13 protein-coding genes are annotated in these 16,895 nt (G+C 46.7%); 1 reads left to right on the plus strand and 12 read right to left on the minus strand.

All coding sequences use genetic code 11. The features are described from left to right. Window positions 1–91: 91 nt before the first annotated feature. The 7 genes from Q320_RS0114255 to Q320_RS0114290 form a co-directional block, all read right to left on the minus strand. Window positions 92–1,024: a carbohydrate ABC transporter permease gene (locus tag Q320_RS0114255; RefSeq protein WP_027469561.1), complete on the minus strand. Its 933-nt coding sequence runs from the start codon at window positions 1,022–1,024 to the stop codon at window positions 92–94. A gap of 20 nt (window positions 1,025–1,044) precedes the next feature. Next, window positions 1,045–1,923 carry a carbohydrate ABC transporter permease gene (locus tag Q320_RS0114260; protein WP_027469562.1) on the minus strand — a complete coding sequence of 293 codons (879 nt, stop codon included), beginning with the start codon at window positions 1,921–1,923 and terminating at the stop codon, window positions 1,045–1,047. Window positions 1,924–2,295: 372 nt separating this feature from the next. Continuing rightward, window positions 2,296–3,540, minus strand: coding sequence for an ABC transporter substrate-binding protein (locus tag Q320_RS0114265; protein ID WP_027469563.1), 1,245 nt, complete (start codon window positions 3,538–3,540; stop codon window positions 2,296–2,298). 723 nt (window positions 3,541–4,263) lie between these two features. After that, window positions 4,264–5,004, minus strand: coding sequence for a GntR family transcriptional regulator (locus Q320_RS0114275; RefSeq protein ID WP_027469564.1), 741 nt, complete (start codon window positions 5,002–5,004; stop codon window positions 4,264–4,266). Window positions 5,005–5,121: 117 nt separating this feature from the next. Further along, window positions 5,122–6,000, minus strand: a complete 879-nt coding sequence (locus tag Q320_RS0114280; protein ID WP_035853794.1) for a glucosamine kinase nucleotide-binding domain-containing protein — start codon at window positions 5,998–6,000, stop codon at window positions 5,122–5,124. Window positions 6,001–6,248: 248 nt separating this feature from the next. Continuing rightward, window positions 6,249–6,953, minus strand: a complete 705-nt coding sequence (locus tag Q320_RS0114285) for a phosphoadenylyl-sulfate reductase (protein WP_027469566.1) — start codon at window positions 6,951–6,953, stop codon at window positions 6,249–6,251. Between the two features lie 99 nt (window positions 6,954–7,052). Beyond that, window positions 7,053–7,841 carry a sulfite exporter TauE/SafE family protein gene (locus Q320_RS0114290; RefSeq protein ID WP_027469567.1) on the minus strand — a complete coding sequence of 263 codons (789 nt, stop codon included), beginning with the start codon at window positions 7,839–7,841 and terminating at the stop codon, window positions 7,053–7,055. A 138-nt stretch (window positions 7,842–7,979) separates the two neighbouring features. Between Q320_RS0114290 and cysB the strand changes: the two genes are divergently transcribed. Next, window positions 7,980–8,915 (plus strand): HTH-type transcriptional regulator CysB, encoded by a 936-nt coding sequence (cysB, locus tag Q320_RS0114295; protein WP_027469568.1) that lies wholly within the window; start codon window positions 7,980–7,982, stop codon window positions 8,913–8,915. Between the two features lie 76 nt (window positions 8,916–8,991). On the opposite strand, the gene Q320_RS0114300 is transcribed toward cysB, so the two are convergent. From Q320_RS0114300 to Q320_RS0114320, 5 genes are all read right to left on the minus strand, one after another. Further along, window positions 8,992–9,546, minus strand: a complete 555-nt coding sequence (locus Q320_RS0114300) for an NUDIX domain-containing protein (RefSeq protein WP_027469569.1) — start codon at window positions 9,544–9,546, stop codon at window positions 8,992–8,994. Between the two features lie 162 nt (window positions 9,547–9,708). Next, window positions 9,709–12,162, minus strand: a complete 2,454-nt coding sequence (locus Q320_RS0114305) for a glycogen/starch/alpha-glucan phosphorylase (RefSeq protein ID WP_027469570.1) — start codon at window positions 12,160–12,162, stop codon at window positions 9,709–9,711. A 133-nt stretch (window positions 12,163–12,295) separates the two neighbouring features. Beyond that, a complete protein-coding gene (gene glgA, locus Q320_RS0114310) occupies window positions 12,296–13,729 on the minus strand; it encodes a glycogen synthase GlgA (protein WP_027469571.1) in 1,434 nt (477 codons plus the stop codon). A gap of 192 nt (window positions 13,730–13,921) precedes the next feature. After that, window positions 13,922–15,196, minus strand: coding sequence for a glucose-1-phosphate adenylyltransferase (gene glgC / locus Q320_RS0114315; protein WP_027469572.1), 1,275 nt, complete (start codon window positions 15,194–15,196; stop codon window positions 13,922–13,924). Window positions 15,197–15,228: 32 nt separating this feature from the next. Beyond that, window positions 15,229–16,890: an alpha-D-glucose phosphate-specific phosphoglucomutase gene (locus tag Q320_RS0114320; protein WP_245591026.1), complete on the minus strand. Its 1,662-nt coding sequence runs from the start codon at window positions 16,888–16,890 to the stop codon at window positions 15,229–15,231. Window positions 16,891–16,895 lie beyond the last annotated feature (5 nt).

Below are 16,895 nucleotides of genomic sequence, written 5' to 3' on the forward strand. Positions count from 1 at the left end.
AAAGTTTTATGGCAAGGAGTCGAAGCCGCAGAAAGTACATTTCGTACGACAAGGCGAGACAACGAAGCAAGGAAACTTTTGCTTTACTAACTTATTTAACTGCGCCATCCATACCAGAGATAAAGTAGCGCTGCGTGAAGGCAAAGAAAATCAATACTGGGATAACAGTCAGAACAATCGCTGCCATCAGTGTATTTTGCGAACCCGCTAATGGACCGGTCAAATCATTAAATACACCGACTGCCAATGGTTGCATTTCTTTCGAGCGCATAATAATCGATGGCCAGATGAAATCATTCCATGTGTTCACTAAAGTGAAAATACTCAAGGCAGCGAGTGAAGGCACAGTTACAGGCAACATCACGCGCCATAAAATTTGCATTTCTGTTGCACCATCAACTCGCGCCGCATCAATCAAATCTTGTGGTACAGCTTCAAATGCTTGCTTCATTAAGAAGATACCAAATGCAGCAGCCACACCAGGAGCAATTACAGCAAAGTAGCTGTTGATACCGACAAAGCGTTTCCACGTTGCATCAGGGCTGCCAAGCAATGCTTGAAAATCATTCAGCAAATGACCGAACTTAGAAACGGTGATGAAATTCGTCACAAAAGCAGCTTCCCCCGGCAACATCAAGGTTCCAATAATGGCAACAAAGATAATGTTACGGCCAAAAAACTTCATTCGTGCTAATGGATATGCGGCCAATAGTGAAATGATGGCAGTAAAAATCACCGAAAAGCCTGAAATAACGACCGAGTTAAAGAAGTATCTTGAAAATGGGATTTCAGTAAAGACGCGCTGAAACCAAACCAGCGTCATACCAAATGTATAGTTTCCAGTACCATCGTCCGTAGTTGGCATAAAGCCTTGTGGAAACTTATATGCCGTTGAGCCATCTTGTGAAAGTGCAAATGCAAGCGCCCACAACAAAGGAAACACGGTAAAAAAGGCAAATAATATCAAGCCACTGTAATGTGCAGTTGTACCTAATGCTTTGCGAACTACTTTACTTTTAAACATAACAATTCTCCTCTATGTTCTTATTGTTGTTCGCCAAAGAAGCGGAATTGAACAGCGGCCAGCAATACACAAAAGAATGTAACAACCAAGCCAGCAGCAGCAGACACGCCGAAGTTGAAGTTTTTAAACGCCTGATCATAAACATAAAACAGTGCTGTATAAGTTTCAGCCTTACCCGATGTCAACACCACCACTTCTTGGAACACTTTCAGAGCACCGATTGTAGAAAGCATCGTGCACAGCAAAATGGTTGGTTTCATCATTGGAACAGTAATCCTCCAGAACCGATCCCAAGCGTTAGCGCCATCTAAAATTGCAGCCTCTTCAACTTCACTTGGGATGCCTTGCAAGCCTGCAAGGTATAGAACCATGTAATAACCCAAGCCTTTCCAGAAAGTGAACAACATAATCGAATACATTGCGATGTCTGGATTACCCAACCAATCGGTTTGGATCATTTCTGTGGGCGGGAGGATATGGAGTAGATGTGCAACTGATGATGTAATCGCATTCAACATACCTGTGTAATTCAGTACAAAAGACCAAACCACACCGGCAATAGAAATCGCAGTAATTACAGGAATGTAGTAAACCGCGCGAAAGAATGTCATCCCTGGTAATTTATTGTTTACTAATTTAGCAATCAGCAAAGAAAATAATTGAATCGGAGGCACAACCAACAAGAAAAACAATGAGTTTTTTACTGCTTGATGAAATAATTCATCTTCCCAGATGTGCTTGAAGTTCGCAAAGTTATTCCAAGTTAATGCTCCCCCTGAAATCTCATAGTCATGAAAAGCCAAATAGGTGTTAAAACCCACAGGCCAAAAAACAAAAATACCCATCAAGATCAAGGCAGGTGCCAAGAAAAAGTAGGCTAAGGAATTGGAGTTTTTCACGTTTCGACTCTTCAGTGCGTTACAGACAAGGTAGATAATAACTCAAACCACGGCAATTGTGACTTGATATTAACCAAACCCAAGCGATTTACAATGCACGGATTATAACTTAAGCAATGCGTTTTTTGCACATTTGCATTGTATTTTTAGCAATCCGAATTACATCAACGTAAAAAAAAAGCAGACATCTTAATATTTACAGCAACAATACAGTGCCCAATTAATTTTCAATGCTACAGAATGGTGCGCTAGAAAGAACAATTAACATTAAAGTAAGGAAAATAACTTCATACAAATAATATTGCGATGCACAAAAAAAAATGGCGGTAATGCATTAAGCATTTACCGCCACTCTACTAATTCACTAAATAATTATTTAGCGAATGCTGCGTTCCAAGCTGCAACTGCTTCGTTCAATGCTTGTTGAACTGGGATACGACCTTGAATTGCTGCATCGATCTTGTCGTTCATTACTTTACCCAAAGCTGCTTCATCAGCACCAGCTGGCAAATCTTTCAACATGAAGTGACGAGTTTTGTCGATAACCATACCGCCCATTTTGAATGCTTTTTTACCTGGGTCAGTCATGTCATTCAAAGCTGGATCTTTAGAAGCTGCTGCATTTGCCAATTTAGTAGAAGCAAATGTGTAAGAAGCTTTAGCGAATTGCTCTTGAGCCCACTCACCAGTGATGAAGTTACCTACAACACCAACAGATTTCATGTCTTTTTGGCCTTTTGGCACTACGTACATAGTAGTCCAACCACCAAATGCCAATTTGCCGCCATCACCCAATGGGAAGCTAGTTACATCAGCTGCTTTGTAAGCTGCTGGGTTTGCATCTTTAATTTTCTTAACTGCATGGCCACCTTCAGCAAACATTGCAAAGCTGTTGTTTGCGAAACCAGCGATTTGCTTGTCAAAGTCAAGGTTCACATCTTTAACGATAGTGCCTTCTTTGTATGCATCAGCAAATTTTTGAACCAAAGCTACGTGTTTTGGGCTGTTGAAAACTGCTTTGCCACCTGAAACAACTGGCAAACCTTCAAACATGAACCAACCTTGGAAACCGTCTTGAAGCTTAGAAGCCCAACCTGGTTTGCCAGTTGCTGCTTTGATTTTTTTAGCAGCTGCGAATACGTCATCCAAAGATTTGAATTCTGGTTTAACACCAGCTTTAGCAAACATATCTTTGTTGAAAACCATAACAGCAGTTACTTGGTACGATGGGAAACCGAAGATTTTGCCGTCAACAGTTGCATTTTGCAAAGCTGCATTAGTGAATTGAGCTTTGTTGATGATGCCGTCAACTGGAGTCAATAGCTTAGGCGCCATTTCGTTCATCCAGTCAGTAGGAACCAATGCCAAGCCTGGTACGTTACCTTCAGCAACAGCAGCAACGATAGCTGGCTTCATTGCGCCCCAGCCCAAATCTTTGTGTACTAGCTCGATGCCGTTATTCAAGCTGTTGAATTTCGCAACAACTTCTTTATGGTATGAATCGTAAGTTGGAGCCAAAGAGTGAGACCAGAACTCAACTTTAGTAGCAGCTTGAGCTGTTACAACAGAAGCCGCGAAAAGGGCAGCACCAACAAGAACGGAACGCTTAAAGTTCATAACAACTCCTAAAATTTAACATGAAATCGAGCAACACAAAGGCCGCTGAAAAAGGCGCAAGTCAAAAACTGCAAAACTACTTTAAGGCACAACAAATTTCAGAGTCAACTCAAATCACTATCATCACGACGCAAATGAAACATCTGCATTTCAAAAGACATCACGAGAATTTATCTCCGAAAACCTTTTAAATCTGGTGACAAATGCATCATTGGAGAGCTTATAAAACAGATGTTTCGTAAGCCGCTGTTTGACACTACGGAAGCTAGATTACCCCAATTCGTACAGGGAGTGAACTATGTAACGTAGTTCACAAGGGTATGGCATCAAGCCTGAATGAAGAGCGGATTGATTCCGTTTTTCGAGCTGAGATCAACACGTACGGAAAAATCTGTAGGCAAAACCCCTAACTCAAAAATAAAACTACATGGCCGCCGCATGAATAAGCAAAAAAATCACTACAAAACAAGGAAATAAAGCAGCCACACTTAGACAAAAATGTAGGAAATAACACAAAAAATGGCGGATTAACGACTAAAAAATACATTATGTCGGTTTAAAATCATGTGGATCGCCGAGAAAAATCGCCTAGCACTGCTTAAAAAAACATCGGCATGTGACAATTTACATTTGTATTTTTTTGTATCATCACCGCAACACAAGCCAATAAAAAAGGCATGTAGACTAAAGTCTCATGCCTTTTTATTGAATTTAAACCTTAGATTATCTATAAAGCTCGACGACAAAATCATAGTAGTCACTGCGGAACCACGAATGAGTCAACTCAATCGCCGCACCATCCTCCAAATACCCAACCCTAGTTAAATGCAGCATCGCAGCCCCCTTCTCAACCCCGGTAAGTTTAGCCAACTCTTCTGATGCATTTACAGCGCCAATATTCTGAATCGCTCGCACCACGCTCATATTCGCTTCACGCATATATTCATACAGAGATTCACCAATGAGTTCAGGTTCAGGCAGGTAGTGATAAGGAATCGAGGTATATTCGACCGCCATCACCACCTCATTCGCCAACCGCAAGCGCTCTAAATGAGCAATACGGCTGTTGGGCGTGAGATTCAAACGCAGTAATTCTTCTGAGCCCGCCAAAGCAATTTCGCGCTTTAACCATTTTGAAGACGGCCGAAACCCACGCTGCTTTAACATTTCCGACAAATTGGTAAGGCGAGTCAGTGGTTGCTCAAGTTTCGGTGTGATATACGTACCCGAACCTTGGCGACGCAAAATCAGTCCTTGCTCGAACAATAAATCTAGCGCTTTACGCGCGGTGACTCGCGAAATCCCCAAAACATCGCAAAACATTCGCTCAGAAGGCAGAGGATCATCCGCCTTCCAGAAACCCGCATGAATCGCTGCGGCAAGCTTATGGCCAAACTGCAAATACAGTGGCGTTGCACTGTCACTATCTGGCTTGAGTACCAAAAGCTTGTTTTGATTTTGCATCCCCTGCTCCTGTTGTTAAGTACTCGTGTAAAAGTTTTATGGCAAGGTGTAGAAGCCGCAGACAGCACATCGAGTACGGCAAGGCGATACAACGACGCAAGAAAACTTTTGCTTATGCTACTTAAACTCACGGGCGATTAAAATCAAAGCACCAGCACATGAATCTTTTTGCGCGCGCGAAGTGCTGGCCAAAAACGCGGCAGGCATATACGGGCGCAAGGCTTCAGATAAACCACCGCCACAAATCGCAATTGGCAAATCCGGCGTCGATGCACGTAAGGCTAAACCAATATTTTCAATTTCCTGACCTGCATCCAGCAAAAAAGCTTTAGCATATTCATCTGACTCACCAAACTGCACCACGGCAGGCGATAAAGTAGCGCATTCGCTTTGCTTCATCTTACCCATCCACTCAAACACTTTTTCGCGCGTATCACCCGTGATCGACAGGAGTTTTTCACCAAATGCGGTCACAGGACGGCGACCATCCATAATTCTTTGCACGTGATTAATCGCTTTCAAACCCAAATAAGCACCCGAGCCTTCATCCGACGTTGGGAAACCCCAGCCGCCCACTTCAAGCCGCGTACCGTCGCTCAGCCAAGCTTCACCAATCGAGCCGGTTCCAATTGCAATAATCCCGCCATGTAAACCATCGTGTGCACCGAGCAAAGTAGAATAACCATCGGTTTCTACGATAATTTTGGCAAAGCCTGGATTCTTAGCGGTAAATTCATCTGCCCATGCCTTTACTGTCACACCAGACAAGCCAAAACCGACTGCACATTGAGAGAAATCCGGCTCATCAATACCCAAAGCTTTAAAACCATCGCGAATCGCCTGCGTAATATTAGTCCAAGCTTTATCCACGCCCTGCCCCAATGCCGACGGGCCGGCTTCAGCGCGCAGTTTTTCTACACCATCCAAACCTGCGATACAAATCCGTGTGCCTGTACCACCACCATCGACACCAATCAAATACTGAATATTGCTCATTTTTCTTATCCTTCTTCTAATTGAGAGAAGCCTGAATCCCAACAAGGTAAGGGACTTGCAGACCACTTTGGGCGTTTGAAATAAATAAAATTAAACTAAACCAACAAAACCAAGCATTGCGCGCCATGTTGCGACTGAAATATCAACGCAATAAAAGTACCAATTTAGTCAGCCTATCGTTAATTGTCAATTCAGCGCGCCATAAAAAACGCCCGATTCCTCGGGCGTTTGTTTTCAAACAACAGTCTCTATTTCAAAATACTCACTGCGGCACTTTTTACATGCAAACCGCACTCTTTATTTTCTGGATTTTCCCACCACCAACGCCCTGCTCGAACGTCTTCACCCATCGCAATCGGCCGCGTACAGGGCGCGCAGCCAATTGACGGTACATGTTGATCATGCAATTTATTGTAGGGGATATTATTCTCGCGAATATAGGCCCAAACTTCTTTTTCAGTCCATTCAATCAAAGGATTGAATTTCTCTAAGCCGTTACCCGCATCAAACTCTTGGTAGCCCAAATCGGTACGCGTTGGCGATTGCTCACGGCGCAAACCGGTAATCCAGGCTTTCTGCCCATTCAGTGCACGCTGCAAAGGTTCAATTTTACGGATATGGCAGCACGACTTACGCAATTCAACCGAATCATAAAACGCATTGATCCCATTTGAATTCACATACGCTTCAACCGCTGCGGTATTCGGAAAGTAAACTTGAATCGGGTGCGTTGGGTAAGCCACAGCGACTTCTTGCATCAAAGTATAGGTTTCTGCTGGCAAGCGCCCCGTATCCAAACTAAAAATTTTCACCGCGACATTGTGCTGAGCGAGCAAATGCGTAATCACCATATCTTCTGCGCCAAACGAGTTGGCAAATACCGCCGGACTATACTCGGCGGCGATGCGCTCCAATAAAGCAATCGTCTCAGATAGTTTTTGTGCGAAGTCCATTTCAAATCCCCGAATTTAAGTACTTATATATTAAAGCTTTATGGCAAGGTGTCGATGTCGCAGACAATGCAACGATGCAAGAAGGCTTTTTTGCCTATTTTAAAAAACTAATTTGTAACCAATAAACACCAGCATCGTTGCCAAGCAAGGCCGCAGCACATTATCAGAAATACGTCCTGACAAATGGCTACCAAAATAGATGCCTGGCAATGAGCCCATCAACAAATAGGCCAGCAAAGTCCAATCCATATTGCCCATACTGGCGTGGCCCAAACCCGCCACCAAGGTCAACGGCACCGCATGCGCGATTTCAGTGCCGACTAAGCGTTTGGTCGTCATCAATGGATACAATAAGAACAAAGCCACGGTGCCCAAAGCGCCAGCGCCAATCGATGTCAGCGTCACAATAGCGCCGAGCAAGACGCCCGTTATCACAGTCAATAAATTCAAACGCGAACCGCTCAACGTAAATTGATCACCCGCATGTTTTTGCGCAAATGCAATAATTTGCTGCTTAAACACAATCGCCACAGCGGTAAACAACAGCGCCCAGCCTAGCGCATGTTTAATCACCGCATTCATCACCTGAGTATCAGTATGCAAATTATGCAGCACCAAAAGCGTAATCGCCGCAGCCGGAACGCTGCCCAGCGCCAGCCAACCTGTGATTTTCCAGTCGATATTCTTATTTTTCTGATGGACAAACACACCGCCGGCTTTAGTAATCGCCGCGTAGAGCAAATCTGTACCGACCGCTGCGGCGGGCGGAATGCCAAACCAAAGCAAAATCGGCGTCATTAATGAGCCGCCGCCAACGCCCGTCATACCCACAATAAAGCCAACAACCAAGCCTGCGACGATAAAACCTAGCATTCCTACATCAAGCATTCTCTAACTCCATAGCCAACCCTAAATCGCCATTCATCAGCGGGATTTATTCAGCCTGGCATCATAACAATTTTACTTATAACGCCTTAGACAAATATGTTACGATTTTAGAACTAGAAATTCTCAGCGAGACGCAAAATGAAATTACAACAACTCCGATATTTAGTTGAAGTCGCCAAACAAGGTCTAAATGTATCCGAAGCCGCTGAGAAATTACACACATCGCAGCCCGGTATCTCGAAGCAAATCCGCCTGCTTGAAGATGAACTCGGTGTACAAATCTTTATCCGTAATGGCAAACGCGTCGTCGATGTGACCGCGCCAGGGCGAGAAATTCTGCGCATTGCCGAACGTATTTTACTGCAATCGCAAAATCTAAAACGAATTGGCGAAGAATTTGTGAATGTCGAAGGCGGTAGCCTGACGATTGCGACGACACATACCCAAGCGCGTTACGCGCTACCGAAAACAATCCAAACTTTTCTGCAGCGTTACCCCAAAGTTCGGCTGTCGATTAAACAAGGTAGCCCGACGCAGATTTCAGAAATGGTTGTCGATGGTAGCGCCGATATTGCGATTGCGACAGAAGGGATCGACCATTATCCAGAGCTGGCGATGCTCGATTGCTATAGCTGGAATCGCAGTGTCGTCGTGCCTAAAGCGCATCCGCTGACTGAAATGAATCGCCCCATCACACTGCACGACATCGCCGCTTGGCCACTGATTACTTACGATTTTGCTTTTGCTGGCCGCTCAAAAATTAACCGCGCGTTTGAGGCGAAAGATTTAACACCCAATGTCGTGCTGACTGCCATCGATTCTGACGTGATTAAAACTTATGTCGGTTTAGGGCTAGGTATTGGTATCTTGGCTAGCATGGCGTTTGAGCCCGAGCGGGATACCCTGCTCACTGCAATTGATGTGAGCCATTTATTTGAAGCCTCAACCACACGGATTGGTATCCGCAAAGATGCTTATTTACGTGGCTATGGTTATGACTTTATTGAACTATTCGCACCACACCTGAATCGCCATGTCGTTCAGGCCGCATTATTGTGTGAAGCAGAAGATTAAACTAATAATATATAGATAGGTATTGCCACCTAGCCTTTAATTATTAATGTCTACATGGCAATACCCAGCATCCAAATTATAGCAAGCCTTTTTGCTGCGCCCAGAATATGCCGCTCACCGTTTTTGCATCCGTGATGCTGCCATCCAATACGCCCGCGACCAGCTCGGTCATGCTCATGCTGATGCTTTCTAAAAATTCGCCATCATCGAGCTGCTTTTCACCCGCACTTAAATCCTGCGCTAAAAACAGATGAATTTCTTCATCGGTATACGAAATAATGGGATGAATGACGCCGAGATATTCCCACGATGCCGCCGTATAGCCCGTCTCTTCCAGCAACTCGCGTTGCGCGCAGGCGAGCGGCTTTTCATTTGGATCTAGCTTTCCAGCAGGAAACTCAATAAATACCCGATCTAGTGGGTAGCGAAATTGCCGCTCCAGCAAAAGCCGACCATCGGGCAATTGCGGAATAATCATCACAGCGCCGGGATGCTTGATGTATTCGCGTGTGGCGGTCGAGCCATCCGGCAAACGAACCGTATCGCAAAATGCGTTCAATAATTTGCCTTTAAATAGCGGCTGGCTAGAAATTTTCTTTTCAATTAAATGGCGATCTACTGAATCAGACATCATTATTTCCATAAAAAAAGGCGACCTTAATGGTCGCCTAGTTTAACGCGTTTATAGCCTTACAATCGGTACAAAAGTGTTCTAACAAGTCGCGGCATCGAAGACAGTACAAATCGTACGGCAAGATGGCGCAACACAGCTAGAAAACTTTTGTCTTAATGCTTAAAGTTTGACCGGTTTGGTGTACCAAATCCGATCCGCATACTCTTTAATCGTACGATCTGATGAAAAATGTCCCATGCCGGCAACGTTGTAAATCGCTTTTTTCGCCCATTCGTCCGGTTTAGCATACAGTGCATCCACTTTGGCTTGTGTCGCTACGTAGGATTCAAAATCAGCCAACAGTTGATAATGATCACCCCAGTTCACCAACACATCAAAAATCACACGGTAACGCTCTGGCTCAGTGGGGCTAAAGTAACCTGAAGCCAGCATATTGAGCGTATCGCGCAAATCTTTATTGCCTTCGTACAGCGCACGTGGGTTGTAGCCATTGGCGCGCAGCGCGGCGACTTCTTCGGTGGTATTGCCGAAAATAAACATATTATCCGCGCCGACGGCATCTTGCATTTCAACGTTAGCACCATCGAGCGTGCCAATCGTCAACGCGCCATTCAGCGCAAATTTCATATTACCCGTGCCCGATGCTTCAGTACCCGCAGTCGAAATTTGCTCGGACAAATCAGCAGCCGGAATAATGATTTCAGCCAAACTCACACTGTAATTAGGCAAAAACACGACTTTGAGTTTGTCGCCAATTCGGCTGTCATTATTGATTTTGATACCGACATCGTTAATCAGCTGAATTACCAATTTCGCCATGTGGTAGGCCGAAGCGGCTTTACCCGCAAAAATCACCACGCGCGGCTGCCAGTTTTTTTCTGGATTGGCCAAAATTTGGTTGTAACGCGTAATCACATGCAACACGTTCAGCAACTGGCGTTTGTATTCATGAATCCGTTTCACTTGCACATCAAACAGCGCATGCGGATTAATCACGCCGCCTAAAGTACGCGCTACATAGCTCGCCAAGCGTTTTTTGTTTTCGAGCTTCGCTTCACGGAAAGCTTCAACAAATTGCGGAAAATCAGCCGACGCTTTGAGCTCTGCCAATTCATCCAAATTAGCGCGCCAAGTTTGGCCAATCGCGCCATCAATTAATTTAGATAGCGATGGATTCGCCAGTGCCAACCAGCGGCGCGGCGTTACGCCATTGGTCACATTGGTAAAGCGCTCTGGATAGAGACGCGCAAAGTCGGCAAAAATCGACTCAACCATCAAGTCCGAATGCAGTGCCGAAACACCGTTGATTTTATGGCTGCCGACCACGGCCAAATACGCCATACGCACTTTGCGATCACCGTGCTCTTCAATCAATGAGACGCGGCGCATAAACTCGGCATCGTTCGGCACGGCCAGCGCAACTTCTTTTAGGAAGATTTCATTAATATCAAAAATGATTTTCAAATGCCGTGGCAACAAACGCCCCAGCATATCCACCGGCCAAGTTTCTAGCGCTTCGGACATCAAAGTGTGATTGGTATAACTAAACACCTTGCCCGTCATTGCCCATGCTTCATCCCACTCGTAATTGTAATCATCGAGCAAAATCCGCATCAATTCAGGAATCGCCAGCACCGGATGCGTATCGTTCAAGTGAATCGCCACTTTGTCTTCGAGGCGATCTAAATTGTCATGCGTGCTTAAATAGCGGTGGATAATGTCTTGTAAACTCGCTGCGACAAAGAAATATTCTTGGCGCAAACGCAATTCTTTACCAACGTAAGTTGAATCATCTGGGTACAACACGCGCGATACATTTTCCGACAGATTTTTCTCTTCCACCGCCGAGAAATAATCACCTTGATTGAATTTGGATAAATTAATTTCACGCGTCGAACGCGCCGTCCACAAACGCAAAGTATTGGTCGATTTGGTCGCATAACCCGGAATAATAATATCGTGCGCGACAGCCAATACATCGTTTTGGCTATCCAGCCAGCGTACTTTTTTGCCTTCTTGCTCTAAGCGACCGCCAAAACGCACGCGGTAGCACACTTCATCGCGCGGGAAATCGACGATATTCACCGAGCCCAACCACGTATCCGGCACTTCAACTTGGCGACCTTCGATAATGCGTTGTTTAAACATCCCGAATTGATAACGAATCCCATAGCCCATGCCCGGAATACCCAGCGTCGCCATTGAATCCAAGAAACACGCGGCCAAGCGGCCTAAACCGCCATTGCCCAAGGCGGCATCCGGCTCCATGCCGACCAGCTCGTCGTAATCCACGCCCATTTCATCCAGTGCAGCCCGCACCACGTCTTCCATATCCAAAGCCAGCAAGGCATTGGATAGCGCACGACCAATCAAAAACTCCATTGAGAGATAATAAACGCGCTTCAAATCTTGCGAATATTGCGCGCGCGTCGTTTCCATCCAGCGCTCAACCATTTGATCGCGTACCGCCAAGAATGTCGCTTCCATCCAATCTTTCGGCTGCGCCGCGCGTGGGTCTTTCCCTATCGAATACATTAATTTATTAGCGATGGCTTTTTTCATCGTCTCAGCATCATGCTGGCTAGTAGAATCGTACTGGAAAGGCAAACTCATAGAGAAACTCCTAATTAGGAAGAAGCATGACGTAAAACGTAAAAGTAATAACAAAGGTATATCAATGTAGGCTCTATCTAATAAGTCCTACACAAACATACACACAGCTTCACGTTTCACAGCTCACAAACTTTTATGCGCCCAGCGCACGATATAAATCACAATATTGCGCAGCGGCGGTATGCCAGCCAAAGTCGGCATTCATGCCTTGTTGGCGTACTGCTTTCCATTCTTTGGGGCGTGCCCAAAGCGCAAAAATTCTACGAATACCCCGGGTGAGTTCTTCACTGGAGAACTCATCAAATATAGCCCCGGTGGCAATACCCTCTTGCAGATTTTCTAAAGAACAATCTACAACCGTGTCGCTCAAGCCACCAACACGGCGCACCAAAGGCAAAGCACCATATTTCAAGCCATAAAGCTGGGTTAAACCGCAAGGTTCAAAGCGGCTAGGCACCATAATCACATCGCTACCCGCCATAATTTGATGCGAGAACGATTCGTCATAACCAATCTTGACGGCGATTTGACTTGGATTTTCAGCTGCAGCGACGCGAAACGCAGCTTCCATCGCCGCATCGCCACTACCCAGCAACACAAACTGCCCACCACGATCAGTAATTTCGTGCAGCACATCCAATACCAAATGCAGGCCTTTTTGCTCGGTCAAACGGCTCACCACGGCAAACAACGGTTTATCGGCAACCACTTCTAAACCCATCGTTGCCTGCAATGCCGCTTTGCATTTAGCCTTGCCTGCAAGCTTGTCGGCGCTGTAACTGGCGGCGATCAGCGCATCGTGTTCGGGATTCCAAATTGCCGCATCCACGCCATTGAGCACCCCCGACAACGAACCACCGCGATCACGCAGCAGTCCATCTAATCCGCAACCTTGTTCAGTACCAGTGATTTCCAACGCATACCTTGGCGAGACTGTCGTAACGCGATCAGCATAAAAAATGCCGGCTTTCATAAACGACAAATGCCCGTGAAACTCAAGGCCATTCACATCAAAAAAGTGAGCTGGCAAATCCACCGCCGCAAAATCAGAAGGTGAAAACACGCCCTGATAGGCCAAATTGTGAATCGTAAACACGCTGCGCGCCGGATGCCCCACTGCCGCCAAATACGCTGGCGCCAAACCAGCATGCCAATCGTGCGCATGCACCACGCCCGGCCGCCAAAAAGCATCGCAACCTTCAGCGAGACGCGCCGCCACCCAGCCTAGCAAAGCAAAGCGCACATGATTATCAGCATACGGATGATGATTGCCATCTTGATACGGATTGCCGCCGCGCTCGTACAAATGCGGTGCGTCGATCACATACACCGCAACACCGTCAACGGTGGTGCCAAACAGCAAACGCACCGCACCCGCAAAGGTATCAAAGTGCGCAACTTCACCATCAATCGTCAGCCCAGCGAGAATGGCGGGAAAACCGGGTAGCAGCACACGAACATCGCAACCCAGTGGCGCTAAAGCAAGCGGCAAAGCACCTGAGACGTCAGCCAAGCCGCCCGTTTTAAGCAAGGGGAACATTTCGGCGCAAACATGCAGCACACGCATTTTGGACATCCTGTAAAAATTCAAACGATCTAACGGCCTAAGCGCCGCATACGCGCGAATCAAAAACAAACCATTGGTCCACGAAAGGCACGAAACAAAAGATCACAGAAGGTTTTTGCCCTTGTTTGTGCTTTTCGTGGACTACGTTTTTAACCTTGATTCAAAGAGTCTAAGGCGCGTTCTTTACAGCCATTACAGCTTGGCGAGCATGTCTCGCGTTACCAACACCACACCGGTTTCGGTGCGATGGAAACGGCGCGCATCTTCTTCGGCATTTTCACCAATAATGGTGTTTTCAGGAATTTCGCAACCACGATCAATCACACAGCGGCGAATCCGTGAACCGCGGCCAATGGTCACTTGCGGCAGCACCACCGTAGAATCAATGGTGCAGAAAGAATGAATTCGTACTTGCGAGAACAGCACTGAATTAATCACTAAAGAACCCGACACAATACAACCGCCCGACACCAAGGAATTCAGTGTCATACCATGGCTGCCATTGCGGTCTTGCACAAATTTAGCGGGCGGTAATTGCTCTTGCAGCGTCCAAATCGGCCAATTGGTATCGTAAACATCCAGCTCTGGCGTGACCGAGGCCAAATCCAAATTGGCGGCCCAATAAGCATCGACGGTACCGACATCGCGCCAATACGGCTCAGAATCTTGCTCACTCATCACACACGACAAGCTAAACGGATGCGCAAACGCTTTGCCTTCCTGTACCGCTTTTGGAATCAAATCTTTACCAAAATCATGCGTTGAGCCGTCAAGCACGATGTCTTCTTCGAGCAAACGCTCAAGGTATTTGGTATTAAAAATGTACACGCCCATTGACGCCAGCGAGACATTGTCATTACCCGGCATCGCCGGAGGATTGTCCGGTTTTTCAACGAAATCGATGATTTTTCGTGTGGTGTCGACGGCCATCACGCCAAAAGCACTTGCCTCAACGCGCGGCACTTCGATACACGCCACCGTCACATCCGCGCCCAGCAGCACGTGATCGACCAGCATCCGCGAGTAATCCATTTTATAAATGTGATCGCCAGCCAAAATCACCACGTATTCAGAATTATAAGTACGCAAAATATCCAAGTTTTGATAAATCGCATCGGCCGTGCCGCGATACCAATGCTCATCGGCAATCCGCTGCTGCGCAGGCAAAACATCAACAAACTCATTCATTTCATTGCGCAAAAACGACCAGCCACGCTGCAAATGGCGCATCAAAGAATGCGATTTGTACTGCGTAATCACACCAATCCGGCGCACGCCCGAATTAATACAATTGGACAATGCAAAGTCGATAATCCGAAATTTACCGCCGAAATACACGCCCGGCTTGGCGCGATGATCGGTCAATTGCTTCAAACGCGAACCACGCCCACCGGCTAAAACCAGCGCCACAGCACGGCTTGGTAATTGGCGCGCCAATGTGGCTTTATCAATCAGTTGGGTTTCCATATTTTTCTCCGATATTTTTAGATTGATCTGGCTTAAGTCACGACGGTCGCTGCATCACGGCCGGTACGCGTTTTTATTTGTGCTAATTGATCGGCAATCACGATTAAATCGTGCAATGCCTTTTGAGTCTCAACGCCATGCTGCGCCACATCGGCAGCAAATTTTTCCAGATAAACTCGCAGCGTTGCACCCTCAGTACCAGTGCCAGAAAGCCGGAACACCACGCGGCTACCGTCTGTCATAATGATGCGAATGCCTTGTTGCTCGCTGCGCGAACCATCAATTGGATCGTCATAAGCGAAATCATCGGCCAAAGCCACCGTGAATGCGCCCAAGCCCTGTTCTTGCAAATTCTTGCCTTGCAAGCTAGGCAACTGGCTGCGCAAATGCGCCATCAAACCATTAGCCGCTGCGGTATCCACCGCTTCATAATCGTGGCGAGAATAAAAATGGCGACCATATTCTTGCCAATGCGCAGTGACGATCTCTTCTACCGATTTGCCAGTGATCGCCAGCAAATTGAGCCAAAACAGCACCGCCCACACGCCATCTTTTTCACGCACATGGTTTGAACCTGTGCCATAGCTTTCTTCGCCGCACAAAGTCACTTTGCCCGCGTCGAGCAGATTGCCAAAAAACTTCCAACCCGTTGGCGTTTCAAAACACGGTAGATTGAGTTTTTTCGCCACCGCATCCACGGCGCAGGAGGTGGGCATTGAACGCGCCACGCCAGCGATACCAGCGGCGTAGCCTTTAATGAGCTTAGCGTTTGCCGCCATCACCGCCAAACTATCCGATGGCGTGACCAAAAAATTGCGTCCCAACACCATATTGCGATCCGCATCGCCATCGCTGGCCGCGCCAAAATCAGGCGCATTAGTCGCCATCAAATGAGCAACCAAATCATCCGCATAAACTGGATTTGGATCAGGATGTAGGCCACCAAAATCTTCCAGTGGAATGCCATTCACGACGGTGCCTTTGGGCGCGCCGAGAATGCCTTCAATAATTCGCGTGGCGTACGGGCCAGAAGCGGCGCTCATAGCATCAAAGCGCATCCGTTTGCCGGAAGCAAACCAAGCACGAATAGCCGAAAAATCAAACAGGCCTTCCATCAATTCGGCGTAATCACTGACTGGATCAATAACGATCACTTGCATATCACCAAGGGTATATTCACCGAGCGATTCAATATCAATATCTGCAGCGCTATACGTCTTATATTCGCTAATCGTTGTTGTCGCTTGATAAATCGCCTCAGTGATTTTCTCTGGTGCAGGGCCACCGTTGGTGACGTTATATTTAATACCGAAATCGCCATCCGGCCCGCCCGGATTATGCGATGCCGACAGTACAATCCCACCCACTGCGGCGTATTTACGAATAATGCAGCTCACTGCTGGCGTCGACAGCAAAGCGCCCTGCCCGACCAAAACCCGCGCCACGCCATTGGCGGCGGCCATTTTCAAAATCGTCTGCACCGCAGCGCGATTGTGATAACGACCATCACCGCCCAGCACCAGCGTGCCGCCTTTGAGTTCTGGCACCACATCAAAAATCGCTTGAACGAAATTTTCTAAATAATGCGGCTGCTGAAATACGGTGACTTTCTTACGTAAACCCGAAGTACCTGGGCGTTGCCCTGCATAAACTTGCGTTGTGACCGTTGAAACACCCATCGTTAAAACACTCATTACGT

It is taken from the genome of Deefgea rivuli DSM 18356 (assembly GCF_000620145.1).
Classification (GTDB): domain Bacteria; phylum Pseudomonadota; class Gammaproteobacteria; order Burkholderiales; family Chitinibacteraceae; genus Deefgea; species Deefgea rivuli.